This window comes from Bacteroidota bacterium (genome assembly GCA_013360915.1).
In the GTDB taxonomy this organism is placed as follows: domain Bacteria; phylum Bacteroidota; class JABWAT01; order JABWAT01; family JABWAT01; genus JABWAT01.
The window spans coordinates 489,103-512,755 of sequence record JABWAT010000001.1 but is presented as its reverse complement, the minus strand read 5'-3'; the positions used below and the strand labels follow the sequence as shown (position 1 = coordinate 512,755).

Below are 23,653 nucleotides of genomic sequence, written 5' to 3'. Positions count from 1 at the left end.
GTAGGTATGGCTGGAGTGGCCGAAATGATCAATATTTTATTGGTGGAAGATGAGGATTTCGATGTCCGCAGGGTGAAGAATACCCTTAACTACTACGCCGACCGGCTAAAAATCAGATCGGTGGTTTCCAATGGAAAAGCAGCCATTGACTGGTTGAAAGATAATTCGGATGGCGTCGACATTGTGATCATGGATTATCAGATTTCAGGTGGATTGCGCGGTGAAGAATTAATTTCAGAAATTAAAAGAATTGATCCTTTTATCCAGATTATCGTCATTACCAAAATGACCATTAATATCACCGATTATAATTTTGCCAACAGTCTCATTAAGTCGGGTGCCTATTGGTATTGTACCAAGTATCCGGGAAATATTGAAGACTACATTTATCAGCCGACCGATTTTATTCTGAGTATTTTCAATGCCCACGAAAGGAAGAAACTGGAGCAGCATAAAACACACTCAGATAAAAAGCTCAGTCAGAACGTGAAAAACCAGTTGGAAGCAAAAAAAATTATTGGTGAATCACGGGCCATCATGCAGGTCAGAGAGGCCATTGATAAATATGCCCGAAGCGACGCGAATGTGATTATTACCGGTCCCAGCGGAACCGGCAAAGAACTGGTGGCCTGGAATATCCACCTGAAAAGCAATCGTCGTGATGAAAATTTTGTACCCATCAATTGCGGCTCTATTCCTGATGATCTGATTGAATCAGAACTGTTTGGATACGAAAAGGGGGCTTTTACAGGTGCCCAATCAAGCAAACAGGGGTTATTCGAAATTGCAAACAACGGAACCATCTTTCTGGATGAAGTAGCCGAACTTCCGCTTTCAGCACAGGTAAAGCTGCTCAGGGTGCTTCAGGAAGGGGAAATTGAAAAAATCGGCCGTACAAAGAAGCAATCGGTCAATGTCCGCATCATTGCTGCCACGAACAAAGACCTTGCAGCCGAGGTGAACAATAACCGGTTCAGAGAAGATCTGTATTACCGGCTCAATGTGATCCCGATTGAGATTCCTCCGCTGAAATCCAGAGGAGATGATATCATCCTGCTGTTCGAGCACTTCGTCAGACAGTTCTGTACCGATATGAATGTCCTCATTCCAGAAATTGACGACATGGCACGGGAAATATTGAGAAATTACAAATGGCCAGGGAACGTCAGGGAACTCAGGAATGTGGCTCAGCGACTGGTTCTGAATACCAGCGGTTACATATCGGCAGCCGATGTCTCTGACCCGATGATTCTGAGGAATAACCTGGTATCCAAAGAGGAAAACAACTTCGATAACCTGATCGGAACGCAGGTTTTGCCCTTTCGGGATATGGAACGGATTTTCAGGAAAAAGTACTTTTCCTACGTGCGCAGCATCTCCAGTTCCGACTCAAGAGCCGCCGAAAAATTGGGGCTGGCTCCTTCAAACTTCTACCGGATGTGCAAGGAACTGGGGCTTAAATAACCGCTTCCGGAGCGTTAACGGGGTCCGATCGCATGAACTCCATGCACCGATTTGAATCCGTCGGCGCGGTTTCCTACCTTTGCCGTTCCTGAAGTAAGTCCGGTGCGACGAGGACTCACCGAACCCCGCCAGGTCCGGAAGGAAGCAACGGCAGGTCGACAACTTGGGTGATACCGGGTAGCTTACTTCAGGATTTTTTTTATTGACGAATCCGGGTTTCACCATGAAATTTTTTATTGATACTGCCAATCTCAATGAAATCAGGGAGGCCGCCAGTCTCGGAATTCTCGATGGCGTCACCACCAATCCCTCTCTTGTTGCAGCAGAAGGTGTTAAGGACTTCCACGGTCATATCGCCGATATCTGTAAACTGGTCCCGGGTCCGGTTTCAGCCGAAGTCATCTCAACCGATTACGCCGGAATGATGAAAGAAGCTGAAGTTCTCCGGAAAATTGCCTCCAATGTCACCATCAAAGTACCCCTGACCAAAGACGGCCTGAAGGCCTGTAAAACCATCACTGGTGAAGGTGGAATGGTCAATGTGACTCTTTGCTTTTCGCCTTCTCAGGCCTTGCTGGCTGCAAAAGCCGGGGCCACCTTTATATCTCCCTTTGTCGGTCGGCTCGATGACATTTCGCAGGATGGAATGCAACTGATCCATCAGATTGTCACCATTTACCGCAATTATGACTTCAGAACCGAAGTGCTTGTTGCTTCCATCCGGCATCCGCTCCACATCGTTGATGCGGCCATGATCGGGGCCGATGTGGCCACCATGCCTTTCAAAGTGTTTGATCAGTTGGTAAAACACCCGCTTACCGATATCGGGATCGAGCGTTTTCTGAAGGATTGGAACAAAAACAAGTAAAACCGGGACTTAATGGTGCTTTCTTCACTTCTTAAGGATAGAACCATGAGAGGATACCCGATGATGTTCACCCCACTACTAACCTTACTTCTTGCCTGTCAGCCACAGGAACAACCCGTGCCTGCCCATGAGCAGCCCGGTGTTCCCGAGGCGACAGTCATTACCACGCCCGAACCAACCAGACTGACCCGTGATTCAGTTAATCAGGTCATCTATGAGTCCAGGCAAACGGTGATAACCACTGCAGTCAGGGCGATCAGTCCGGCCGTGGTAGGAATTAATGTGACCGAAATCCGCGAATACCGCGACCCATTTGCCGATTTGTTCCGGAACGACCCGTTTTTCAATCATTTCTTTCAGCAACGCCGTTCACAGCAGTACGAGGTGAAGGGACTGGGTTCCGGATTTATCATTTCTCCCGATGGATACATTCTGACCAACTATCACGTGGCAGGAAACGCCAGCAAAATCATTGTAACCTTGCCAGGTGGCCGGAAATTCGATGCTGAAATCGTCGGATCCGATCCGATCTCAGATATCGCCCTGCTGAAGGTGGATGGCAAAAACCTTCCTTTTCTGGAATTGGGCAATTCCGATCAGGTAATGGTGGGCGAGTGGGCCATTGCTCTCGGGAATCCCTTCGGACTTTTCGACATCAACGACCAGCCAACGGTTACCGTTGGAGTGGTTTCAAATACCCGCATGAATTTTGTTATGAATGAAAACCGGATTTACCGGGACATGATTCAGACCGATGCCGCCATCAATTCGGGTAACTCGGGCGGTCCGCTCTGTAATGCGCTCGGCGAGGTCATCGGTGTCAACAGTTTCATTTACACAGGCGGTCAGTTCAATCAGGGTAACATCGGTCTTGGATTCGCCATTCCCATTAACCGGGCCAAATCTATCGTGGAAGAACTGAAGGCCACCGGAAAAGTGGACCGGTCATTCTGGTCTGGCCTGAAAGTCCAGACCCTGGACCCGGCGGTCGCCAGATACTTTAACCTGAAAAATGTCGAAGGCGTTGTGGTTGTTGAAGTGGAAAACGGAAGTCCGGCAGAAAAATCCGACGTCAGACCGGCCGATGTGATTACCCGAATCAACAATCTGCCCATCCGCACCTCGAATGATCTGCTGATCTTTCAGCGTGATTCCAAGCCTGGGGATAAGCTGGATCTCGATATTGTCAGAGATGGAAAAGACATTAAAAAAACGGTAACACTGGCCAGAAGGCCTGATGGAAAGTAAAACATGATTGAACGGTATACCCGTCATGAAATGGGTGAAGTCTGGTCCACAGAGTCCAGATTCAAAGCCTGGATGGAAATCGAAATACTGGCTTGTGAAGTCAGGGCCGAACGGGGAGAAATTCCGGTTGAAGCGGCACGTGCCATCCGGGAAAAGGCCAATTTCGATACCGACTCGGTCCTCGAGATCGAAAAAACCGTTAAGCACGATGTAATCGCCTTTCTGACCGATATGAACAGTTATATCGGTGAACCGTCCCGGTTTGTCCATCAGGGAATGACCTCATCCGATATCCTCGATACCGGGTTGTCCGTGCAGATGGTCCGGGCTTCCGGCATTCTTCTGAAGGATCTCGAAACCCTGCGCGATGTGCTTGCACGCAGGGCGAAGGAGTTCAAATACACCCTGCAGATTGGCCGTACTCATGGCATCCACGCAGAACCGGTAACTTTCGGATTAAAACTGGCACTCTGGTTCGATGAAACAAGACGGAATATTGAGCGCCTTCAGGCTGCCACCGGACGTATTGCAGTCGGTAAGCTCAGCGGTGCAGTAGGAACCTTTGAGCATTTGTCCCCGGAAATTGAAGAAGCAGTTTGTGCCCGGCTGGGATTAAAACCAGCTCCGGTCAGTACACAGATCATTCAGCGGGACCGGCATGCCGAATACCTGTCGGTGCTGGCCGTGATTGGTTCCTCTCTTGAAAAATTTGCTACCGAAATCAGGCATCTGCAGAAAACCGAGGTTCTGGAAGCAGAGGAATACTTCTCAAAAGGGCAAAAAGGCTCCTCTGCCATGCCTCATAAAAGAAATCCGATCACCTGTGAAAGGGTTGCCGGCCTGGCAAGGGTCCTTCGTGGAAATGCCATGGCGGCCATGGAAAATGTGGCTCTGTGGCACGAACGTGATATCAGCCATTCATCCGTGGAACGGATTATCATACCCGACAGCACCATTCTCCTCGATTATATGCTGGCCCTGATCACCGATGTGCTGGACCGTCTGATTGTTTATCCGGATTCCATGCTGAAAAACCTGGAAATCACCCACGGACTTACGTTCTCTCAAACACTGCTGATTGCCCTGACCAACAAAGGAGTCAGCAGGGAAGCGTCCTACCTCATGGTACAGCGCAACGCCATGAAAACCTGGGAAACCCGCCGCGCCTTTAAAGATTACCTGCTGGAAGATCAGGAAATCATGAAGTATTTTACCCCAGATGAACTCGATTCATTGTTCGATATCCGCAAAAGCATCCGGAATGTGGATGCCATCTTCCGGCGGGTCGGACTCGGAGACTAACCAACCATGGCTGAAAAAACGACTCTCATTTATGAGGGAAAGGCAAAGAAAGTATTTGCCACCACCGATCCTGATCTGGTCATCCAGGAATTCAAGGATGATGCCACTGCCTTCAATGGCCTGAAAAAAGGCCAGATTGCCGACAAGGGCGTGGTTAACAATACCATCTCCTCGGCCCTTTTCACGCTGCTCGAATCGAAGGGAATTCCAACGCATTACGTCAGGAAACTGAGCGACCGCGAGATGCTCATTAAACGCCTGACCATTCTTCCGGTTGAATTGGTGGTGCGGAATGTCGCAGCCGGCTCGCTGGTAAAACGATACGGCATCAAAGAAGGAATGGTGCTTGGTCAGCCAATCATTGAGTGCTACTATAAAAATGATTCCCTTGGTGATCCCCTGATGAATGACGATCATGTGGTCATGTTTAATCTGGCCACCCGGGAACAACTGGCCGAGATGAAAAAGCAGGCGCTCCAGATTAATCAGCTTCTTTCGGCTTTCTTTCTTGATCGTCGGCTGAAACTGGTCGATTTTAAACTGGAGTTTGGCGTACATAAGAATCAAATCCTCCTCGGTGACGAGATTTCGCCCGATACCTGCCGGTTCTGGGATGCCGTTACCAATGAGAAAATGGATAAAGACCGGTTCCGGTTCGATCTTGGACTTGTCGAAGAAACCTATCAGGAAGTACTTTCCCGCATTACAGGAGCTGTAAATAAATGATCACCCCCTATGGCCGTTCAACATTCCTCAAGAGTGTACTGATTGCTCTGTCTGTTGCCATACTGGTTCACTGGTTTCTTTCCTGGGTTCCCGGACTGACCTTGCTGGTCGATCTGCTGGTCATTGCCTTTATTGGTTTTGCCCTCAATTTCTTCAGGGATCCCGAGCGTAAAACCGATTCTGATCCTTCCGCCATTGTTTCTCCTGCCGACGGAACCGTGGTAATGATTAAAAAACTGGATCACGATGAATTTATCGGTGGCCCAGCAACTCTGGTGGCCGTTTTTATGTCGCCATTGAATGTTCACGTAAACCGGATTCCCATGAACGGAACGGTCACACTGCTGAAATACCATCCGGGACTGTTTCTGAAAGCCTGGGAAGACCGGGCCTCTGAGGAAAATGAACGGAGTGAAATCGGAATAGAAAACGGCAAAAACAAGGTTCTTTTTAAGCAGATTGCCGGTTTTGTGGCCCGCCGGATCGTGTACCCCGATATTGAAGTGGGAAAAACCGTGACCAAGGGAACCCGGTTCGGAATGATCAAATTTGGTTCACGCGTCGATATCATTGTTCCAGCCTCCTGGGAAATAAAGGTTAAACCACAGGACATCACCCGCGCCGGCGAAACTGTGGTGGCCCTGATTCCGGAAGGTGTGAAATGAGAATTACCAGAGCGGTAATTCCCAACTTCTTTACTGTCATGAACCTGTTCTGCGGGTTCAATGCCATTATTCAGGCACATGCAGGGAATTATGGCAACGCCGCCTGGTTTATCATCTTTGGTGGGTTTTTTGATGCTTTCGATGGCTTCATGGCCCGCCTCACCAACTCTGCCTCCCAATTCGGGGTAGAATTGGATAGCTTAAGTGATGTGGTGACATTTGGGGTCGCACCCAGTTTTCTGGTCTACCAGCTTGGTCTTGAGAATTTCGGATTCTGGGGCATTCTCATCAGCGCCCTGCCTGCCATTTGCGGTGCACTTCGTCTGGCCCGGTTTAATGTTCAGCTCACCGGTTTTGACAAAGACTACTTCCGCGGTCTTCCCATCCCGGGACAGGCCGTTGTGATCTGCTCGCTGGTTCTGACCGTGATGAATCATCCCGACTGGATTCCCCTTGACCTGAAAGTGGTGCTACCGGTTCTGGTCATCTTTTTATCCCTGCTGATGGTCAGCACCGTTAAATATGATACCATTCCAAAGCTGACACCACGGGCCATCAGGGAGAAACCACTGGCCTTTACTTCCTTTGTTATCTTTCTGCTGCTGGTTATCATTTTCAGGGAACGTGGACTGCTCGTCGGAATGACCGGTTACCTCCTGATTGGTCTGTTCAGATATCCGGTCCGATTTTTTAAAAAACCCATTGCCTGACTTGACAGGATATACTATGTATAAAGCAAAAATTACGGTGGTTCTGCGACCTTCAATCCTGGATGTGCAGGGAAAAGCCGTTCAGCATGCCGTTCATTCTCTTGGCTATGATTCGGTCGACCAGATCAGAATCGGAAAATTTGTGGAAGTGATGATCAATGCGCCTGATGAGGAAACCGCCCGACGTGAAGTGAAGGAAATCTGCCAGAAGATTCTGGCCAACCCGGTGATGGAAAATTTCGAATTCACCCTTGAAAAGGTCTCTGCATGAGCATTCGTGTTGGTGTTATTCAGTTTCCCGGTTCCAATTGTGATCATGATGCCCTCCATGCCTGGGGGACGGTGACCGGGCAAACGGCACGGCTCATCTGGCATAAGGATTCCGATCTTGGTGATGTGGATCTGGTTTTCCTGCCCGGCGGATTTTCTTACGGGGATTACCTGCGGTGCGGTGCAATCGCCAAGTATTCTCCTGTGATGAAGGAGGTGGTCCGGTTTGCTTCAAAGGGAGGGTTGGTGGCCGGCGTCTGTAATGGCTTTCAGATCCTGGTTGAATCCGGGTTGTTGCCGGGCGTTCTTCTTCCCAATACATCCCTGAAGTTCATCTGCCGGCATGTGAACCTGAAGGTGTCCAACGCCAACACACGCTTTTCATCCTCCTATCAGCCTGGTCAGATTATCCGGGTTCCCATTGCACACGGGGAAGGGAACTACTTCGCCCAGGATGATGTCCTGGCCGGTCTGCAGGATAACCGGCAGATTGTATTTCAGTATTGTGATGCCGATGGCAGCATCAATGAAGAGGGTAATCCCAACGGCTCTGCCCTCAACATTGCCGGAATTGTGAACCGTGAAGGAAATGTGTTCGGAATGATGCCTCATCCCGAACGGTCTGTTGAAACCAATGTGGGAGGAACCGATGGCTTGGGATTCTTGCAATCAATTATCCGGTCTCTTGAAACCCGCCCGGTATAACCGGTTTGTCTGGCCGGTCCTGCTGGCAGTCACTGTTGGTTGCCAGTCCGGAGGACCGTCGGTTGGCACCAGCCCGGCAGAACCACGGTTCCCCTATCCGGCCGTGGTCCGCATGGACCCTTCCGGTTCCCGGTTGTTGTCTCAACAGATCAGTCAGTTGCTTACGGCAGAAGGGGCCTCCTATCAGGTGGTCCGTATTGACAGTCTGTCCGCAGCACTTTCTTCCCTGGAATACGGTTCCCCTGGAATCCGCTTGTTCGGTGATACGGACTCATCACGTCCGGTAACTGGTCTGGAAGCCGGTTTTCGTCAATTTATTGACCGGTATTCCAATGTGTTTCAGGTAAAATCGGGTCAATTGCAAACCGAAAATATCACAGAGAGTTATGATTTTACCGAATTCACCTTCAGAAAGTCATTTCCTTCCCTGATCCCGTTTATCAATCCGGAAATAAATACCATTCAGGTGGTGATTTCCCGTTTTGGTGAAGTGGGAATGCTGCGTTCAACCGTACTGCCAGACCGACCCATGATTTCACCCGAATGGGTCGCTGCCGAAGAAATCCGCAAAAATCTGGTCCAGCATAAGATTGATTACATGAAGGATGGTAAAAACCAGGTTTATGTCATCCAATCAGCCGATCAGCTGAGCAGTGGTGACCAGCAGGCTTTGGTTGTTTACCGCCGGCGAACCGACGTCCCCGGTCAGGAAATGACCCCGGCCTCGACCGAAATCCGCTACCACTACGTCTGGAAGTTTGATGTGTTCGTGCCAACGAAACCCAATCCACAGTTCAGGATTTTTGCCGATGCAACCACCGGAGAGGTGCTCGAAAGCAGATTTATCGGCGGTAATTGACCCCCGGTTTTCTTGATTCTGGCTGGCAACCGACCTACTTTCGTTGATTTATTAAGGAAACCACTATGTTCGGACTGAGTGGCGGGGAAATCATCCTCATTCTCATTGTATTTCTGATTCTTTTTGGCAGTAAGAAGATCCCTGAATTCGCAAAATCGCTTGGACAGGGCATGAGTGAATTCAAGAAAGCTGCAAGCGATATCCAAAAGGAAGTCGAAGCAGATCCTGCTAAAACGGACAAGAAAACCCCACCCCCAACCAAGACTACCGATAACTGATTGATGTCGTTTACTTATTCATCTTACCGCGATTACCGGTCAAGGCTGACTTCTGGAGAATTCACCTGTCGCCAGGTGGTTGATCATTACTTGAATGCCATCCGTGAAAAAGCGGCTCTGAATTGTTATCTCGAAACATTTGATGATCTGGCCCGGAACCAGGCTGATCAGGTACAGAAAAAGCTTGCCGATGGAACGGCCGGGCCGTTGGCTGGCATGGTGATCGCTGTCAAGGATGTGTTAACCATCGAAGGTCAGATCACTTCCTGTGCTTCAAAAATTCTAAAGAACCATCGGGCGGTCTATCATTCAACTGTTGTTAAAAAGCTGATCGAGGCAGATGCCATTCTGATCGGTCGTACCAACATGGATGAGTTTGCCATGGGGTCATCCAATGAAAATTCAGCTTTTGGCCCGGTTCGGCATCCGATGGATCCCGAACGCGTTCCTGGTGGAAGTTCGGGCGGATCGGCTGTTGCCGTGGCTGCCGGCCTTGCCATGGCCTCTCTTGGCACCGATACCGGTGGGTCCATCCGCTTTCCGGCCGCCCTTTGCGGAATAGTTGGTTTGAAACCGACTTACGGGCGAGTGAGCCGCTTTGGTCTGATTGCCTATGCATCCTCCTTTGATCAGGTCGGACCGTTTACCCATTCTGTGGAAGATGCAGCACTGATCATGGAAGTGCTGGCCGGTCACGACCCTCTGGACTCAACCTCGGCACCCTTGCCTGTTCCCGGTTATGCTGCCGGACTTAATAAACCGGTTGGAAAACTCCGGGTCGGAATTCCGGATGAATACCTGGCAGAAGGGTTGAACCCCGAAATTAAAAACCGTTTGCTGGCGGTCGCAGATCGGCTGAAGTCTGAAGGAGCCACCGTTACTTCGGTGAAACTGCCTCATACTCCTTATTGCATCGCCACATATTACATTCTGACAACAGCCGAAGCCTCGAGCAACCTGGCTCGGTACGATGGAGTACGGTTCACCAGCCGTGCTGAAAAACCGGCTACACTCAATGCCATGTATGTGAAGTCCCGCAGCGAAGGATTTGGTCCGGAAGTCAAGCGCCGCATCATGCTGGGAACCTATGTGTTATCAGCCGGCTACTACGATGCCTATTATGCCAAAGCACAAAAGGTCCGGCGCCTGATCCGCCAGGATTTCGAAAAGGCATTTGAGTCTGTGGATGTTTTGTTAACCCCCACCACACCGGGTACTGCCTTCCGGATTGGCGAGAAAACCACTGATCCGCTCGAAATGTACCTGTCGGACATTTTTACCGTTTCGGCCAACCTCGCAGGAATCCCGGGGGTCTCAATTCCTGCCGGCCTGGCCTCTGACGGACTTCCGATCGGGGTTCAGTTATTGGGTAACCACTTTGATGAAGCCACACTGCTGACCACAGCCAGGGCCATCGAAACATTCAAATTCTAAAAACCGGAGAGCAGAAAAATGGCAGTGCTTGTTGACCGTTCAACTAAAGTAATTGTTCAGGGAATTACCGGGCAGGAAGGATCCTTCCACGCCGGTCAGATGAAGGAGTATGGAACACCGGTCGTTGGTGGAGTAACACCAGGCAAGGGCGGAACGATTCACGAGGGAACACCGGTCTTTAATACCGTTGATCAGGCAGTGAAGGAAACCGGTGCCAATACCTCCATCATTTTCGTTCCGGCTGTTGCTGCAGCCGATGCCGTGATGGAAGCAGCCGATGCCGGAATCAGATTGGTCATCTGTATCACCGAGGGAATTCCTGTTAATGACATGATGAAGGCATGGACCTACCTTCAGGGACGTGAAACACGGCTCATCGGACCCAACTGTCCGGGAATCATCACGCCCGGTATCGCAAAAATCGGGATCATGCCCGGTTTCATCTTCTCGCCAGGCCGTGTCGGCCTCATCTCACGGTCGGGAACCCTGACTTATGAAGCAGTGAACCAATTGACCAAACTCGGAATCGGCCAGTCGACCTGTATCGGAATCGGTGGGGATCCCATTATCGGAACCCGTCATATCGATGCTGTCCGGCTGTTTAATGAGGACCCTGAAACCGATGCCATTGTGCTGATCGGTGAAATTGGTGGGTCGGATGAGGAAGATGCTGCATACTACATTCGCGATCATGTGAAAAAACCGGTTGTGGGATTTATTGCCGGTCGTACCGCCCCTCCTGGTCGCCGGATGGGTCACGCTGGCGCCATCATCTCGGGTGGAAAAGGAACAGCAGAAGAAAAAATCAGAGTTATGAAGGAATGCGGTATTCATGTGGCCGATTCACCGGCCACTATCGGCGATACCATGAAAAAAGTTTTGGGTAAATAATCATAATTGGAGTAAAAATGGCAGTAGAACGCACGCTTGCGATTCTCAAACCGGACTGTGTCCGCAAAAACCTGATTGGTAAAGTAACCGCGCAGATTCAGGAAGCAGGTTTCAAAGTGGTCGCAATGAAAATGACCCGCCTGACCCAGGAAACAGCAGGTGGATTCTATGCAGTTCACAAAGAACGTCCGTTTTTTGGTGAATTGGTTACCTTCATGTCCTCTGGTCCCTGTGTTCCCATGGTTCTTGAAAAGGAAAATGCAGTGGCCGATTTCCGTAAACTGATCGGAGCAACCAATCCCGCCAATGCTGAACCCGGAACCGTCCGGAAACTGTATGCCGATTCGGTTGGCGAAAACATTGTACATGGCAGCGATTCCACCGAAAATGCCGCCATCGAAATTGCCTATCATTTCAACGCAGCCGATCTGGTAGCCAACTACGGATTCTGATCTGAATTTTTCAGATTGCGAAAACCCCGCTCTGTGCGGGGTTTTTTGTTTATGGTAACTGGCAGACTTCAGGACCCCATCCATTTTCCAGTGTGCGCTGTTTCATTGTTAAATTTGTTGTAAGTTGGGTAGCCTGATCAGGAACGATACCTGCTTTTTCTCACGATCCACCAGACAACCGGGATATGTAAATGGTGACCTCTCTTCTGACCTTTCTGAGCCTTACAGCCTTCCCACCGGCAGGAGATCATTATTCTTCAACGGATTCCGGCAGGGTCCGGCTGGCCTCTGAACTGGCCTGGGAATCTGGACGCTTATCAGGAAATCAGTATGCACTGCTGACAAATTCAAGCAGTCAACGGTTGTTCAATCTTGCCGATTCACTCATCAAAACGGAAAGAGCGGCTGTTTTTTTCAGTCCGGAACATGGTTTTGGTACCAATCTGCCCGATGGGGTCCATTCAACCGATGAGCAATACAAGGGCCGGCCGGTGGTTTCTCTCTATGGAAACAAAAAGAAGCCCCTGACATCCGATTTTGGGGTGGCTGATACACTTCTGATCGACATTCAGGAAGTGGGGCTCCGGTGGTACACCTATTTGTCAACCATCCGGTACTGCCTGGAATCGGCTGCCATGGCAGGTATCCCGGTTATCATCCTTGATCGTCCGAATCCACTCGGTGGTTTAATTTCGGAAGGCCCCATCCCCGATTCAACCCTGATGAGTTTTGTGGGTGCGTTACCGGTTCCGGTCCGCTATGGCCTCACAGTGGGAGAGTTGTTTACCATGGCTCAGCATCAAAACTGGTTTCCTCTCATGAAAGACCTGAAACTGACCGTCATCCGGATGGACGGTTGGAAACGAAGCATGCTCTGGCCCTCCACCGGACTCGACTGGATTCCTCCGAGCCCAAACCTACCAACGTTCCAATCGTTGTATTGGTATTCGGGTACCTGCCTGTTTGAAGGAACCAATCTGTCAGAAGGACGCGGGACCGATCTTCCTTTCCGTTGGACCGGTGCTCCCTGGTTAAATCCAGCCGATTCCATTCTGTTCAATCAGTCTGGAATCCGGGTTCAGTATGACGAAAAAACACCGGTTTCCATTCCAGGCAGGGCCCATAAACCGAAATATGAAAACGAACGGCTGCCCGGGTTCACAATGAAATCCATTACAGGGGACCGTTCTGTGCTGCAATCAATACGGCAGGTGATTCTGTCCCTTCAATCAGCCGGAAGACCATTGACCATCAAACCTTATCTTTTTCAGTTATTGGGAAGCCGGTCGGTGGAAGAAACGGAGGAGGAAATGAAGGCCCTGAATGATTTCAGGATAGAAAGCCGGTTATACCACTTCTATCCCTAAATCCGGTTGCGGGTTCTCAGGTGGGCATGAAGCCGTTCAACGAAATGAGCCTGTGCGGGATTCAGTTTCTTTTTTGCCATTTCGCAGTGAAAAAACCGGGCCTTGTCGGTTTCGGGATACACCTGAATCTGTCCCGAGTTGGGGGGCCATTCAACCTGAAAGGTGTTCGAAACAATGGGTGTTTCTGCAGACACATTTCCTTCGAAGGCCCAGCAATGTACCGTCTTTCCGCCCCGTTGCATCACCGAACCCAACGGAATCAGTTCATTGGTATGAACAGTCAGACCGGTTTCTTCCTGAAACTCCCTGATGGCGGTCTCAAGCAATTCCTCATTGGGCTCCACCGATCCTTTCGGGACACTCCAGACTCCCCATTCACGGTTTTTAAAATAGGGTCCGCCGGGATGCGCAAGGAACACCTCTAACTGGCGTTCACGAACGCGGTACATCAATAATCCGGCAGAAATGGGTTGTGACATTTTTTGAGATTGGTTATAAATAAGAAACTAAAATTAACCGAGAAATCAAAACCGTTCCTGAGCGGATTGAATGGACTTGAAACAGGAAGGTTGTGTATCTTTAAAGCAGCTTGTTTTATGCCCCGGATCAGCTCACTGATCGTCATTTTGCCCCAGCAGGATTGTCCATGGAAATAACGTTACATCCATCTGCCAGCCCCATTCAACCACGCAAAATCTTCGCCATTGGCCGGAATTATGCGAAGCATGCCCGGGAACTTGGAAATCAGGTTCCTGGTAAACCGGTGGTGTTTATGAAACCCCTCACCGCGTTGTGGCCATCAGACCAACCCATCCCCTTTCCCCGACATGGAAAGGAATTGCATCATGAGGCCGAATTGGTGGTCCTTATCGGAAAAGGCGGGCGACATATAACGGCAGAGGCAGCCCTTGATCATGTGGCTGGTTATGGCATCGGACTCGATCTGACTTTACGTGATGTTCAGCAGGAGTTAAAGTCGGGCGGTTTGCCATGGGAACTGGCAAAGGCCTTTGATGCATCGGCTCCCATCGGACTTTTTACCCGCAGCGTTTCTGACCCGCAGAATCTTCGGATTCGTTGTGAGGTCAATGGGGTCTGCAGGCAGGATGGCAACACCGGCGATATGATTTTTCCGATTCCGGTTCTGATCAGCTATCTGTCTGGCATTTTTACACTCGAGCCGGGTGATCTCATTTTCACCGGAACGCCCGATGGAGTAGGGCCCCTGAATTCCGGTGATGTGGTGTCTGTTTCCATCTCTGAAATCGGAGAGACTGTCTTTACGGTTGGTTCCTGATGGTTACAGGTTTACTACTTCTTCTGCAACTGAATCAGCCCGGTTGGCTGCAACACGGATTGGATTTTCTCTGGCCGACCGATGCAAGCACGGAACTCACTTCCTCATTTATGGAATTCAGGTCCACCCACTTCCATTACGGGCTTGATGTGAAAACCTGGAATAAAACCGGGTATAAGGTGTTTGCCGCCGAGCGTGGCTATGTTTCCAGAATACGGGTTTCTCCCACCGGATACGGCAAGGTGGTCTATCTGACGCACCCGGGTGGTTTTGTCACCGTATACGCCCACCTGGAACGATTTAACGGTGCTTTAGAGAAACGAATTATCAGAGAACACTACCGGCTTCAGAAAAACAGTTTGAACCTGTCCTTCAGCCCCGAAGAATTTCCTGTGAAACGGGGAGATCTGATCGCCTTTACAGGGGAATCGGGCATCGGGACTCCTCACCTTCATTATGAAATCCGTGACAAGGAAGACCGGGTCATCAATCCGCTTTTTGCACATGGCAGTGAAGTTCAGGATACAAGGCCGCCCGAAATAAAACGATTGGCTCTGGTTCCGCTCTCCCGGGAAACCACCATTAATGGTTCACGGCTTACTCACCGGTTGAATGTGACCGACACGTTCGATCCTGAAACCACCCCATCTGACATCCCGGTGATAACAGGTCCGTTTGGTGTGCTGGCCGAAGGACAGGATCATACAACCAACGGAACCAACCGGCTTGGAATTTATCAGATGACCCTTTCGGTCGGTGACCGGTTGTTGTATCAGTCGGTTTATGACAGTTACCCGATCGGATTGGCAAAATTCATCCATGTTCATCGGGATTTTGAAAGTATCCGTATGGGATATGGTCGTCCGGTACGGCTGTTTCCGGTTCCGGATAATCCGGTCACTCAACCGGTGACTCAGGATCCTGAGTTCTGGTTCGGTCAGTTGGAAGATGGGGTTCACACCCTTCAGATCAGCATGAAAGATTTTCACGGAAATGAAATCAGGCGACAGCAACCGGTGCTGATCAAACGGGAATCGGTCCTGATGGCTGATACCGAACCTGTTCCGGTACGTGCTCAGGCCCTGCTGCCCGGACTTCAGCGCGAAAATACCGATGCTGGTAAAAACGGATACAAAATCGCCGCGGGTTCGGGTTGGGTCCGGTCGGGAGAAATTGACAGTATAGAGGTGGTCAGTCAGTTCGATCAGTTCAGAATCAGACTCCGGGGAAACCAGTTGCATCAGCGGATGATGACGGTAACCACCGAACTGAACGGTCGTTTTGTCTTGCCTGATTTTGCAGAAAGCAATGAGCAGGGTGTATGGTTGTGGTATCCCGTTCCATCAGGCGAGCGGGTGATATCCATCCGAACCTCGGTCTATCATGCAACGGGCCGTCTCTATTCATCAGAAGTGAATGCCTATTGGGTGGCGACCACCGACGAAATTCTTCTCGAACTTCCATCCGGAACAGATCTGACCATTCGTCAGAACAGCCGGTTCGAAAATTCCTGGCTGTTCATCAGGGAATCTGGCTCACCACAACAGCCGGAAACTTACCGGATCCTCATCGGTCCGGAAACGGTACCATTTCTGTCGTCCATTTCCGTCCGGATTCCGGTGCCGTCCCCCTCTGATTGGGGACTGATGACCTGGACTGGAAATGACTGGGCCTGGGAAGGAGGATCGTCTCAATCCGGGTATCTGACTGCCGCAGTCGGCGGATCGGGTTATTTTGCTCCCGGTAAAGATACCGAGCCACCGGTGCTCTCTGTCCGGAAAAAGAAAAACTGGAAGCCAGGGACTCTTTTTCTGGTCGATCTGGAGGATCGGATTTCGGGAATTGATTATTCATCTTTTCAGGTTCTGATCAATGGCGTCTGGTGTCGGGCCGATCTCGATCCGGAGAGAAAAGTGGCCGTTGTTCATCCCGAGCGGATTAAACCAGCCGATGAGTATCTTGCGGTCATCAGAGTCAGTGACCGAAAAGGCAATGAAACCACTTACACAGGCAGATTGTAGTGATTAAGAACGGAGGGTGGTCATGAAACGAGTTTTGAAGGGCCTTGCATGGAGTCTGCCAATCTTGGCAGGCCTGATTCAGGGCTGTGCACCTTCCGATTCGGTCAGAGAATATATCTCTGATCAGATGAATCCTTTCACCCGCAAACATATCAATTACGCCTTGTATTCAATGATCAGGGATAATCAATCCCGGATCTATTTCTCTCTGCAGATTCCCCGGAACGAAATCACCTTTGCGCAAAACGGGGATTCGTACCATGGTTCCCTTCAGCTCAGACTCCAGGTCAGTAAAATAACGGGAACGGTTGTACTCGATACCACCATTTTGATCGCAAGACAGTTGAAATCCTATGAGGAAACCCAGCAACAGGTCTTTGAGAAAATTCAGGTCGGACTTCCTCTGGAATCAGGTGGATTTCGGGTCGAAGGTTTGGTGACCGATGAAATTTCCGGATCAGATTATAAGATTACCACAGTTTACACCATCGACCCGAAAGACTACAAAATTCAGCTCTCTTCCATCCGGTTTCTCGATTCTCCTAACTTCGGGGATGTATCTGTGACCAAACAGCTTCCAATCGGACCGGGCAGGGAAGCCCAGATCTCTTTTGACATTGGTCATTCAGGTCTCGATTCGCTGGATGCCAGAATACTCTTGATGATCACCCGGGTTAAAAGTGATACCGTGATTGCACGACCCCTTTACGGATTGAATCCCATTATGGGCTCCATTGAAACCCGGGGCTATAAACTGACCGATCCGCTCTATCAGTTCACCCTGTTGGATTCATCCCTGACCCTTCATTCAACAGGGACTCTTTCGTTAAACCTTCCATTTCCCGATACACTGAAGCTGGGCACTTATTATGCCACATTGCTTGTAAAGACATCTGTTCAGACGTATACATCCAGAAAGGAAGTGTTCCACGTTTTTCCCGAAACTCATCCCTACATCAGAAACCTTCATGATGCTGTGTCGGTCGTTCGTTATCTGGCAACCACTTCTGAATTTGAACGGATTGTTTCCGGGGGAGACTCCCTGCTGAAATCCAACTTTGATGCTTTCTGGTTGAACCTGACTGAAGGCAACCCTGCCGTTGCCAAACGCAAAATTGCCCAATTCTATGAGCGGGCAGAAGAAGCCAACCGGTTTTTCTCAGGATATAAACCGGGTTGGCGCACCGATCTGGGCATGACCTACATTGTCCTTGGGCCTCCGGTCATGGTAGAATGGACTCCCACCCAACTGACCTGGTACTATTTTTACCGTCGGGTGGGCCAGAACATTCCATTGATATTCACTCCGATCCGGGTGGATGATGTCATAGTGGGGTATACTTTTGACCGGTTCGCCAATTATGAAGATTTCTGGCTAGAAACACGCAGAAACTGGGAGCGATAATGGTGAAGACCATTCTGATAACCGGTGCATCCGGTCAATTGGGGTTACCTCTGGTTCAACATTTTTCATCAAAATCGTACCGGGTGCTGGGAACGTGGTCCGGGCAGAAACCCGGTCTGGTTCATCCGATGGTTGAGTGGGTCCAATGGACCGCCGGAGACCTTTCCGGACAACAGAAACTTGCAGATCGATTATATGAAACAGGCGATCTGATGGCCTGGTTTCACCTGGCGGGTGGTTTCTGGGGAGGCTCCACCTTGGAAATGACACCCCTGCAACAGGTGCATCATATGATGCAGATGAATTTTTTCTCGGCCTCTGATCTGGTCCCGCTGGTCATTCCATCGCTGAAGAACAGTCCTCATGCATCGGTCCTTTTCATCGGAGCCGAAGCTGGTTTGTCTCCTTCCCCCGGTTATGGTGCCTATGGCGCCAGCAAAGCCTCTTTGCATTATCTGGCCGATACACTGGCACGTGAAGCAGGTGGCAAAGGAATTACTGTGAATACCCTTGTTCCAGCCATCATCGATACCGCATCCAACCGGACAGCAATGCCCGATGGTGGCTTTGACAAATGGATAAAACCAGCAGAAATCGCCGCGCTTATAGAGTTTCTCATCAGTCCGGCCGGCTCGGCCATCAACGGATCCACCATTCGTCTGAACAAATAATGTCTCTCGTGTGCTTTTGTCAATCTGTGGGGGAACAGGAGGTGGTCGCAGCCATCCTCCGGGGAGCCTCTTCGGTGGAAATGCTGGGACATTTTACATTGGCTGGTACAGGTTGTCATTCATGCCATCCCGACCTGGAACGACTCCTCCGCCTGAATCGGGTAAAAAAGGACCCTGATCAGGATACACAACTTTCTCTTAACTTCCCCGGGTGATTCAAGCAGAAAAAAAGACCTGATAATATGTATATCGGGTTAACACCAATCAGATTTATAAAAAATGGAGACTTTTATTAGAGCAGAATTAGAAATCAGAAAAAATTACAAAAAAAGTAGAAATCAGAGGAACCGAGGCAAATATTTGCAGCCGTACCTGATGAATCCCGGGGCTTGTGCGGCCGGATGATCAGCAGGACTGAACTCAAACCGAAAGAGGAGCTCATGGAAGAACGTTATGACAGTTGGCCAGTGAAAGCGTTCACTGTGTCAATGATTGTCTGGGGTCTGGCATCCCTGTTATATGGTGTGCTGATTTCTCTCCAGATGGTCTATCCCCAATTAAATTTCAGCGAATATTTCACTTATGGAAGAATCCGGGCTATCCATACCAATGGCTCTGCACTCGGTTTTGGTCTTTCTGGAATTTTTGCGTTGACCTATTACTTTGTTCCCCGGTTAAGCAAGGCACCGCTTTTCGCACCGGGAATTGCCAAAGCCATGTTCTGGTTTTACAACCTCACCATCGTGGTGGCTGTGATTACACTCAGCCTTGGTTACAGCAGTTCCAAGGAATATGCTGAACTCGAATGGCCGGTCGACATCATGGTCGTGCTGGTTTGGGTCATGTATGCGATTAACATGCTGGGTACCATTTTTACCAAAACCGTCGATAAGATGTATGTATCACTCTGGTACATCATCGCCTCGGTACTTGGGGTGGCCATCCTGTATATTTTCAACAACCTGGCATTGCCAGCAGGTTTGTTCAAATCGTATTCACTCTACGCAGGTGTGAATGATGCCAACATGCAGTGGTGGTATGGTCATAACATCGTTGCCATGATTTTCACGGCTCCGATTCTGGCCATCTTTTTCTACTTCCTCCCGAAAGTCACGGGTCTTCCGCTTTACAGCCATCGTCTGAGCCTGGTGGCTTTCTGGTCATTGATCTTCCTGTATTTGTGGACGGGTGCCCACCACCTGATCTGGACACCGGTTCCCGATTGGATTCAGACGGTGGCCATTGCTTTTTCCATCATGCTGATTGCACCCAGTTGGGGATCGGTCATCAACGGTTATCTGACCATGAATGGAAACTGGGAACAGATGCGTACCAATTATCTGACCAAGTTTTTTATCATGGGTATCACCTTCTATGGTCTGCAGACCCTTCAGGGACCTTCTCAGGCCATCCGGTCCATTTCATCCCTGATCCATTACACCGATTGGGTTCCGGGACACGTTCACATGGGTACCATGGGATGGTTTGCTATGACCATTATGGCTTCCTTCTACTATGTGATTCCGAAATTATATAAAACCGACCTGTATTCGGTCCGGCTGGCCAATCTGCACTTCTGGCTCGTCTTTACCGGACAGATTATTTATTCCATCACCATGTGGATTGCCGGCATCATGCAGGGCGCCATGTGGAAAGCCACCAATCCGGATGGAAGTCTGAAATACACCATTCAGGACAGCATCACAGCCTCGTATCCTTATTGGGATTTACGCGCAGTGGGCGGGGTGATCTTTATTGCCGGATTTATTGTGTTTGCCTGGAACATGTATAAAACCATTCAAAGTTCTAAAGAAAACGAACCAGCAGGTTCAGTCAAGACAGCAGGTGCCATATGAGTGATCAATCGGTTAACATCGTCGAGCGTAAACCGCTCCTTATGATTGTACTGGCCTTACTGGTCATTCTCATTGGTAGCGTGATTACAGCCTTCATTCCGCTTTTCATGGAATCCATGGAAGTAAAAATCGATACAGTCCGGCCATACACAGCGCTCGAACTTGAAGGCCGCGATATCTACATCCGCGAAGGCTGCAACAATTGCCATACTCAAACGGTCCGTCCTTTACGGGATGAGGTGTTACGGTATGGGGAATTCTCCAAATCGGGTGAGTTTGCCTATGACAGGCCTTTCCTGTGGGGTTCCAAACGGACTGGCCCGGATCTGGCACGGATCGGAGGTAAGTATCCCGACAGCTGGCACGTTCAGCATATGAAGGATCCGCGGTCAATCGTGAAGGATTCGAACATGCCGGCGTATCCCTGGCTCGAAACCCGTCCGGCCGATGCAGGTTCTATCACCGCCCGTATGAAAGCCCTCCAAACGCTGGGTGTTCCATACACGGATGAAGAAATTGCAGCCGCTCCTGCACAACTTGATGGAAAAACGGAAATGGACGCCATGGTTGCCTATCTTCAGGTTTTGGGTACCATGATTGCCAAAGCACCCGTGGAAACCATCGAAGAACCTGCACCGGCTCCAGCCCCATCCGATTCCGCTCAGGTGCAATAAGGATCAAAAACCAAATGGCATATGTAATTCTTACGGTTGTACTCGGGTTGATCATGATCGGGATCATTATTTATTATTACAGAAATTCTGTAAAAGAATCGGTCGAGCAGCCGAAGTACGATATTTTAAACGATGACGAGGAGTTTTCAAATGGAAAATCAGGAAAAACCAAAACCTGAATCCGATTACGATGATATTTCATACCGGAATGAAAGCAAGCACAAATTGCCCTTCAGCTTTATTGTACTTGCCCTGATTCTGCTGGCTTTTGGTGTTTATTACATTCCGCAGTACCTGCCGGGAATTTCCGGATGGACTCAGGAAGGTGAGTTTAAAGAGACCATGGCTGTTTATGAAAAGAAAAAAGCAGCAGCCACTGCGGATACCATTCAGTATGATATGTACTATGGTGTTGCCGAGGCAATTGCAGCAGGAGGAACCACCTACGCAGCAACTTGTTCTCCATGCCATGGCGCTGCAGGTGAAGGCGGAATCGGTCCTGTCCTGAATGATGCAGAGTGGTTGTATGGTGGTGACCCGAAACCCATCTACAAATCCATTGAAGTTGGTCGTCCGAAAGGCATGCCCGGCTACAAAACACAATTCAGCCAGGATGATTTACTCAAACTGACTGCCTTTGTGCACTCGCTGTCTGTCAAGCCCTGAGCTATTCTGCAATTGAGCACAAAAGCCGGTATCAGGTTCTGGTACCGGCTTTTTTTTAACCGGATTCTCATCCTGTCCGGTGACACCACCCACTCAAAGAATCCTCTGAAAGAAAACAGAGGAAAATAACATGCGCAAGGTCCCTTACTATTACCCTGAAAAAGGCAAATTTGCAGCCAGAAGACGGTGGACGATCAGTTTGTTTTTTCTGATCATGATTGGCATTCCGTTTTTAGTTTCCGATGGCATCAGCTTTTTCCGTTTTGATGTTGAACGGATGGAATATCATTTATTTTTCTCGGTTTATTCATTTACCGATTTCCATATTTTCCTGTCACTCACCCTGGCACTGACCGCTTTGCTGATCTGGGTAACCATGGTTTGGGGAAGGATCTGGTGCGGATGGATCTGTCCGCAAACCATTCTGACAGACTTCGTCAGATGGTTTGAAAAATTCTGGATGCCCCGTCAATCAATCCGGGGAACCGAACGTGCCTTAAGAATGGCAGGAACCTGGTTCACCATTTTTCTTTTCATCTGTCTGGTGACCCTTGATATTATCTGGTACTTTATCAGCCCATACGAATTTTCTGACCGTTTGTCATCCGGTTCGGTTTCTGTCTTTCTTGCCGGATCGCTAATCGTCACTTTTCTGGTCCTGTTTCTGGATATTGCCATTGTACGGCAGTCTTTCTGTGAATACATCTGCCCTTACGCCAAGTTACAAAGTGCCATTTTTAAGCCCACCACACTGATTATCGGCTTTGATAAAAGCCGTGAAAATGATTGCACCCAATGTACCATGTGTTCACGCGTCTGTCCGGCCGGAATTGACATCCGGGATGGATTGCAGATGGCCTGTATTGCCTGCGGGGCTTGTATTGATGCATGTGAGCCTATCATGACCAGAAAGGGAAAAGAAAACCTGGTCAGTTATCACTCGAGGGAAACCCGTCAGTCCCTGCTGCATGATAATGCCACCTTATTTGGAGCAGGTGGTGTGGTTCTGCTACTTTTGACAGGTTTTTTTGTGGTTACCCACCAAACCGTCGAATTGACGGTGACCCGAAACACCGATATGGTGGCACGGCAGGTAGGTGAAGACAGAGTGAACGGATATTGGATTTCGGCTGATAATCATGGAAAAAGCCCGGAATGGATCAGAATTTCGGTTCCGGACCAACGCTTCAGCATGATTCCTGCCATCGATTCGGTTCTGGTTCAGGCAGGGGAGCGCATCCGGTTGCCCCTGATGATCCGCAGCCGGGAAACAGATTCTGTTCAGACGGTGACCATCAGACTTCAGACCAGACTTCAGACGACAGACTTTAATCAGGGATTTACACGTGAGTAAAAACGGAATTAACTGGTGGCCCGCCACCATTGTCTTTTTTTTCATTCTTCTCATTGGCGGATTGGTCCATATCGTGTGGGTTGGAAAAGAGTTGTTCATTCCGCCGGTTAAGGATGACTACAAGACCCAGCAGGACTTTTTTCAACCCGAATCGGATCGTCGCCAGATTCAGGAAAAATCGGGTTTGGATCTGAAAATGGCAGTCAGTTCCCTGACGACCGGTCCCCAAACCCTGAGTCTTTCGTTTTATCCATCAAAAATGTTGAATCTGGAAACCGATACCGCCAGAATTATCCTGTACAGGGCCACCGGGACCACACCTGACCAGAAAATTCTGCAACTTCCTTCAACTGACTCCACCTGGGTCATTCCTGTTCAATTCACAGAAAAAGGTGAATGGTTCATCCGAACCACCGTGCCCGCCGGATCCTTCGATTTCCGAAAAGAATTCAGGATGATCATTCGCTGAT

General features: G+C 49.5%; 27 protein-coding genes and 1 other RNA gene. 27 read left to right on the top strand and 1 reads right to left on the bottom strand.

Annotated features, from left to right (window positions below):
• Nucleotides 1-6: 6 nt before the first annotated feature.
• From HUU10_02255 to HUU10_02180, 16 genes are all read left to right on the top strand, one after another.
• A complete protein-coding gene (locus HUU10_02255; protein NUQ80407.1) occupies nucleotides 7-1,464 on the top strand; it encodes a sigma-54-dependent Fis family transcriptional regulator in 1,458 nt (485 codons plus the stop codon).
• A gap of 91 nt (nucleotides 1,465-1,555) precedes the next feature.
• Nucleotides 1,556-1,655, top strand: an RNA gene (gene ffs, locus HUU10_02250) — signal recognition particle sRNA small type.
• Between the two features lie 32 nt (nucleotides 1,656-1,687).
• On the top strand, nucleotides 1,688-2,332 hold the full coding sequence (fsa, locus tag HUU10_02245) for a fructose-6-phosphate aldolase (protein NUQ80406.1): 645 nt from the start codon (nucleotides 1,688-1,690) through the stop codon (nucleotides 2,330-2,332).
• Between the two features lie 45 nt (nucleotides 2,333-2,377).
• Nucleotides 2,378-3,580 (top strand): trypsin-like peptidase domain-containing protein, encoded by a 1,203-nt coding sequence (locus HUU10_02240; GenBank protein NUQ80405.1) that lies wholly within the window; start codon nucleotides 2,378-2,380, stop codon nucleotides 3,578-3,580.
• Nucleotides 3,581-3,583: 3 nt separating this feature from the next.
• Nucleotides 3,584-4,882 carry an adenylosuccinate lyase gene (locus HUU10_02235; protein ID NUQ80404.1) on the top strand — a complete coding sequence of 433 codons (1,299 nt, stop codon included), beginning with the start codon at nucleotides 3,584-3,586 and terminating at the stop codon, nucleotides 4,880-4,882.
• Nucleotides 4,883-4,888: 6 nt separating this feature from the next.
• Nucleotides 4,889-5,608, top strand: coding sequence for a phosphoribosylaminoimidazolesuccinocarboxamide synthase (locus tag HUU10_02230; protein NUQ80403.1), 720 nt, complete (start codon nucleotides 4,889-4,891; stop codon nucleotides 5,606-5,608).
• Entirely contained in the window at nucleotides 5,605-6,273 is a 669-nt protein-coding gene (locus HUU10_02225) for a phosphatidylserine decarboxylase family protein (protein NUQ80402.1), read from the top strand. The genes HUU10_02230 and HUU10_02225 overlap by 4 nt, the downstream gene beginning before the upstream one ends.
• The gene (gene pssA, locus HUU10_02220; GenBank protein NUQ80401.1) at nucleotides 6,270-6,983 is read left to right on the top strand and encodes a CDP-diacylglycerol--serine O-phosphatidyltransferase; all 714 of its coding nucleotides are present in this window, start codon (nucleotides 6,270-6,272) and stop codon (nucleotides 6,981-6,983) included. The genes HUU10_02225 and pssA overlap by 4 nt, the downstream gene beginning before the upstream one ends.
• Nucleotides 6,984-6,999: 16 nt before the next feature.
• Nucleotides 7,000-7,254 carry a phosphoribosylformylglycinamidine synthase subunit PurS gene (gene purS / locus HUU10_02215; GenBank protein ID NUQ80400.1) on the top strand — a complete coding sequence of 85 codons (255 nt, stop codon included), beginning with the start codon at nucleotides 7,000-7,002 and terminating at the stop codon, nucleotides 7,252-7,254.
• 2 nt (nucleotides 7,255-7,256) lie between these two features.
• The gene (gene purQ / locus HUU10_02210; protein NUQ80399.1) at nucleotides 7,257-7,958 is read left to right on the top strand and encodes a phosphoribosylformylglycinamidine synthase subunit PurQ; all 702 of its coding nucleotides are present in this window, start codon (nucleotides 7,257-7,259) and stop codon (nucleotides 7,956-7,958) included.
• Nucleotides 7,939-8,817: a PepSY domain-containing protein gene (locus HUU10_02205; protein NUQ80398.1), complete on the top strand. Its 879-nt coding sequence runs from the start codon at nucleotides 7,939-7,941 to the stop codon at nucleotides 8,815-8,817. The genes purQ and HUU10_02205 overlap by 20 nt, the downstream gene beginning before the upstream one ends.
• 65 nt (nucleotides 8,818-8,882) lie before the next feature.
• Entirely contained in the window at nucleotides 8,883-9,095 is a 213-nt protein-coding gene (gene tatA / locus HUU10_02200; protein NUQ80397.1) for a twin-arginine translocase TatA/TatE family subunit, read from the top strand.
• A 3-nt stretch (nucleotides 9,096-9,098) separates the two neighbouring features.
• On the top strand, nucleotides 9,099-10,529 hold the full coding sequence (gene gatA / locus HUU10_02195) for an Asp-tRNA(Asn)/Glu-tRNA(Gln) amidotransferase subunit GatA (protein ID NUQ80396.1): 1,431 nt from the start codon (nucleotides 9,099-9,101) through the stop codon (nucleotides 10,527-10,529).
• An 18-nt stretch (nucleotides 10,530-10,547) separates the two neighbouring features.
• Nucleotides 10,548-11,420 (top strand): succinate--CoA ligase subunit alpha, encoded by an 873-nt coding sequence (gene sucD, locus HUU10_02190; GenBank protein NUQ80395.1) that lies wholly within the window; start codon nucleotides 10,548-10,550, stop codon nucleotides 11,418-11,420.
• 17 nt (nucleotides 11,421-11,437) lie between these two features.
• A complete protein-coding gene (gene ndk / locus HUU10_02185) occupies nucleotides 11,438-11,872 on the top strand; it encodes a nucleoside-diphosphate kinase (protein NUQ80394.1) in 435 nt (144 codons plus the stop codon).
• A 191-nt stretch (nucleotides 11,873-12,063) separates the two neighbouring features.
• On the top strand, nucleotides 12,064-13,239 hold the full coding sequence (locus HUU10_02180) for a DUF1343 domain-containing protein (GenBank protein ID NUQ80393.1): 1,176 nt from the start codon (nucleotides 12,064-12,066) through the stop codon (nucleotides 13,237-13,239).
• Here the strand turns inward: HUU10_02180 and HUU10_02175 are convergent.
• Nucleotides 13,236-13,718, bottom strand: a complete 483-nt coding sequence (locus HUU10_02175; GenBank protein NUQ80392.1) for an NUDIX domain-containing protein — start codon at nucleotides 13,716-13,718, stop codon at nucleotides 13,236-13,238. The two genes, HUU10_02180 and HUU10_02175, sit on opposite strands and share 4 nt — an antisense overlap.
• Nucleotides 13,719-13,885: 167 nt before the next feature.
• Between HUU10_02175 and HUU10_02170 the strand changes: the two genes are divergently transcribed.
• The 11 genes from HUU10_02170 (at nucleotide 13,886) to HUU10_02120 (ending at nucleotide 23,652) form a co-directional block, all read left to right on the top strand.
• Nucleotides 13,886-14,536, top strand: coding sequence for a fumarylacetoacetate hydrolase family protein (locus HUU10_02170; protein ID NUQ80391.1), 651 nt, complete (start codon nucleotides 13,886-13,888; stop codon nucleotides 14,534-14,536).
• On the top strand, nucleotides 14,536-16,557 hold the full coding sequence (locus HUU10_02165) for a M23 family metallopeptidase (GenBank protein NUQ80390.1): 2,022 nt from the start codon (nucleotides 14,536-14,538) through the stop codon (nucleotides 16,555-16,557). The genes HUU10_02170 and HUU10_02165 overlap by 1 nt, the downstream gene beginning before the upstream one ends.
• A gap of 22 nt (nucleotides 16,558-16,579) precedes the next feature.
• Nucleotides 16,580-17,962, top strand: a complete 1,383-nt coding sequence (locus HUU10_02160; GenBank protein NUQ80389.1) for a GWxTD domain-containing protein — start codon at nucleotides 16,580-16,582, stop codon at nucleotides 17,960-17,962.
• Nucleotides 17,962-18,633 (top strand): SDR family NAD(P)-dependent oxidoreductase, encoded by a 672-nt coding sequence (locus tag HUU10_02155; GenBank protein NUQ80388.1) that lies wholly within the window; start codon nucleotides 17,962-17,964, stop codon nucleotides 18,631-18,633. Before HUU10_02160 ends, HUU10_02155 begins: the two co-directional genes overlap by 1 nt.
• Complete coding sequence (locus HUU10_02150) at nucleotides 18,633-18,848, top strand: (2Fe-2S)-binding protein (GenBank protein NUQ80387.1); 216 nt, start codon at nucleotides 18,633-18,635, stop codon at nucleotides 18,846-18,848. The genes HUU10_02155 and HUU10_02150 overlap by 1 nt, the downstream gene beginning before the upstream one ends.
• 225 nt (nucleotides 18,849-19,073) lie before the next feature.
• The gene (locus HUU10_02145; protein ID NUQ80386.1) at nucleotides 19,074-20,489 is read left to right on the top strand and encodes a cbb3-type cytochrome c oxidase subunit I; all 1,416 of its coding nucleotides are present in this window, start codon (nucleotides 19,074-19,076) and stop codon (nucleotides 20,487-20,489) included.
• Complete coding sequence (ccoO, locus tag HUU10_02140; GenBank protein NUQ80385.1) at nucleotides 20,486-21,163, top strand: cytochrome-c oxidase, cbb3-type subunit II; 678 nt, start codon at nucleotides 20,486-20,488, stop codon at nucleotides 21,161-21,163. Before HUU10_02145 ends, ccoO begins: the two co-directional genes overlap by 4 nt.
• Before the next feature lie 14 nt (nucleotides 21,164-21,177).
• Nucleotides 21,178-21,342, top strand: coding sequence for a CcoQ/FixQ family Cbb3-type cytochrome c oxidase assembly chaperone (locus HUU10_02135; protein NUQ80384.1), 165 nt, complete (start codon nucleotides 21,178-21,180; stop codon nucleotides 21,340-21,342).
• Nucleotides 21,314-21,829, top strand: a complete 516-nt coding sequence (locus HUU10_02130) for a c-type cytochrome (protein ID NUQ80383.1) — start codon at nucleotides 21,314-21,316, stop codon at nucleotides 21,827-21,829. The genes HUU10_02135 and HUU10_02130 overlap by 29 nt, the downstream gene beginning before the upstream one ends.
• A 130-nt stretch (nucleotides 21,830-21,959) precedes the next feature.
• On the top strand, nucleotides 21,960-23,183 hold the full coding sequence (locus tag HUU10_02125; GenBank protein ID NUQ80382.1) for a 4Fe-4S binding protein: 1,224 nt from the start codon (nucleotides 21,960-21,962) through the stop codon (nucleotides 23,181-23,183).
• On the top strand, nucleotides 23,176-23,652 hold the full coding sequence (locus HUU10_02120) for a FixH family protein (protein ID NUQ80381.1): 477 nt from the start codon (nucleotides 23,176-23,178) through the stop codon (nucleotides 23,650-23,652). Before HUU10_02125 ends, HUU10_02120 begins: the two co-directional genes overlap by 8 nt.
• The last annotated feature ends 1 nt before the right edge of the window (nucleotide 23,653 follow it).

Coding starts and splice junctions, on each gene's coding strand:
- gatA (NUQ80396.1), top strand. CDS start 9,099: ATGTCGTTTACTTATTCATCTTACCGCGATTACCGGTCAAGGCTGACT.
- HUU10_02255 (NUQ80407.1), top strand. CDS start 7: ATGGCTGGAGTGGCCGAAATGATCAATATTTTATTGGTGGAAGATGAG.
- HUU10_02135 (NUQ80384.1), top strand. CDS start 21,178: ATGGCATATGTAATTCTTACGGTTGTACTCGGGTTGATCATGATCGGG.
- HUU10_02180 (NUQ80393.1), top strand. CDS start 12,064: ATGGTGACCTCTCTTCTGACCTTTCTGAGCCTTACAGCCTTCCCACCG.
- sucD (NUQ80395.1), top strand. CDS start 10,548: ATGGCAGTGCTTGTTGACCGTTCAACTAAAGTAATTGTTCAGGGAATT.
- HUU10_02160 (NUQ80389.1), top strand. CDS start 16,580: ATGAAACGAGTTTTGAAGGGCCTTGCATGGAGTCTGCCAATCTTGGCA.
- HUU10_02150 (NUQ80387.1), top strand. CDS start 18,633: ATGTCTCTCGTGTGCTTTTGTCAATCTGTGGGGGAACAGGAGGTGGTC.
- HUU10_02145 (NUQ80386.1), top strand. CDS start 19,074: ATGGAAGAACGTTATGACAGTTGGCCAGTGAAAGCGTTCACTGTGTCA.
- HUU10_02175 (NUQ80392.1), bottom strand. CDS start 13,718: ATGTCACAACCCATTTCTGCCGGATTATTGATGTACCGCGTTCGTGAA.
- purS (NUQ80400.1), top strand. CDS start 7,000: ATGTATAAAGCAAAAATTACGGTGGTTCTGCGACCTTCAATCCTGGAT.
- ndk (NUQ80394.1), top strand. CDS start 11,438: ATGGCAGTAGAACGCACGCTTGCGATTCTCAAACCGGACTGTGTCCGC.
- tatA (NUQ80397.1), top strand. CDS start 8,883: ATGTTCGGACTGAGTGGCGGGGAAATCATCCTCATTCTCATTGTATTT.
- HUU10_02225 (NUQ80402.1), top strand. CDS start 5,605: ATGATCACCCCCTATGGCCGTTCAACATTCCTCAAGAGTGTACTGATT.
- pssA (NUQ80401.1), top strand. CDS start 6,270: ATGAGAATTACCAGAGCGGTAATTCCCAACTTCTTTACTGTCATGAAC.
- HUU10_02125 (NUQ80382.1), top strand. CDS start 21,960: ATGCGCAAGGTCCCTTACTATTACCCTGAAAAAGGCAAATTTGCAGCC.
- HUU10_02230 (NUQ80403.1), top strand. CDS start 4,889: ATGGCTGAAAAAACGACTCTCATTTATGAGGGAAAGGCAAAGAAAGTA.
- HUU10_02130 (NUQ80383.1), top strand. CDS start 21,314: ATGGAAAATCAGGAAAAACCAAAACCTGAATCCGATTACGATGATATT.
- HUU10_02240 (NUQ80405.1), top strand. CDS start 2,378: ATGAGAGGATACCCGATGATGTTCACCCCACTACTAACCTTACTTCTT.
- HUU10_02235 (NUQ80404.1), top strand. CDS start 3,584: ATGATTGAACGGTATACCCGTCATGAAATGGGTGAAGTCTGGTCCACA.
- HUU10_02155 (NUQ80388.1), top strand. CDS start 17,962: ATGGTGAAGACCATTCTGATAACCGGTGCATCCGGTCAATTGGGGTTA.
- ccoO (NUQ80385.1), top strand. CDS start 20,486: ATGAGTGATCAATCGGTTAACATCGTCGAGCGTAAACCGCTCCTTATG.
- HUU10_02165 (NUQ80390.1), top strand. CDS start 14,536: ATGGTTACAGGTTTACTACTTCTTCTGCAACTGAATCAGCCCGGTTGG.
- fsa (NUQ80406.1), top strand. CDS start 1,688: ATGAAATTTTTTATTGATACTGCCAATCTCAATGAAATCAGGGAGGCC.
- HUU10_02170 (NUQ80391.1), top strand. CDS start 13,886: ATGGAAATAACGTTACATCCATCTGCCAGCCCCATTCAACCACGCAAA.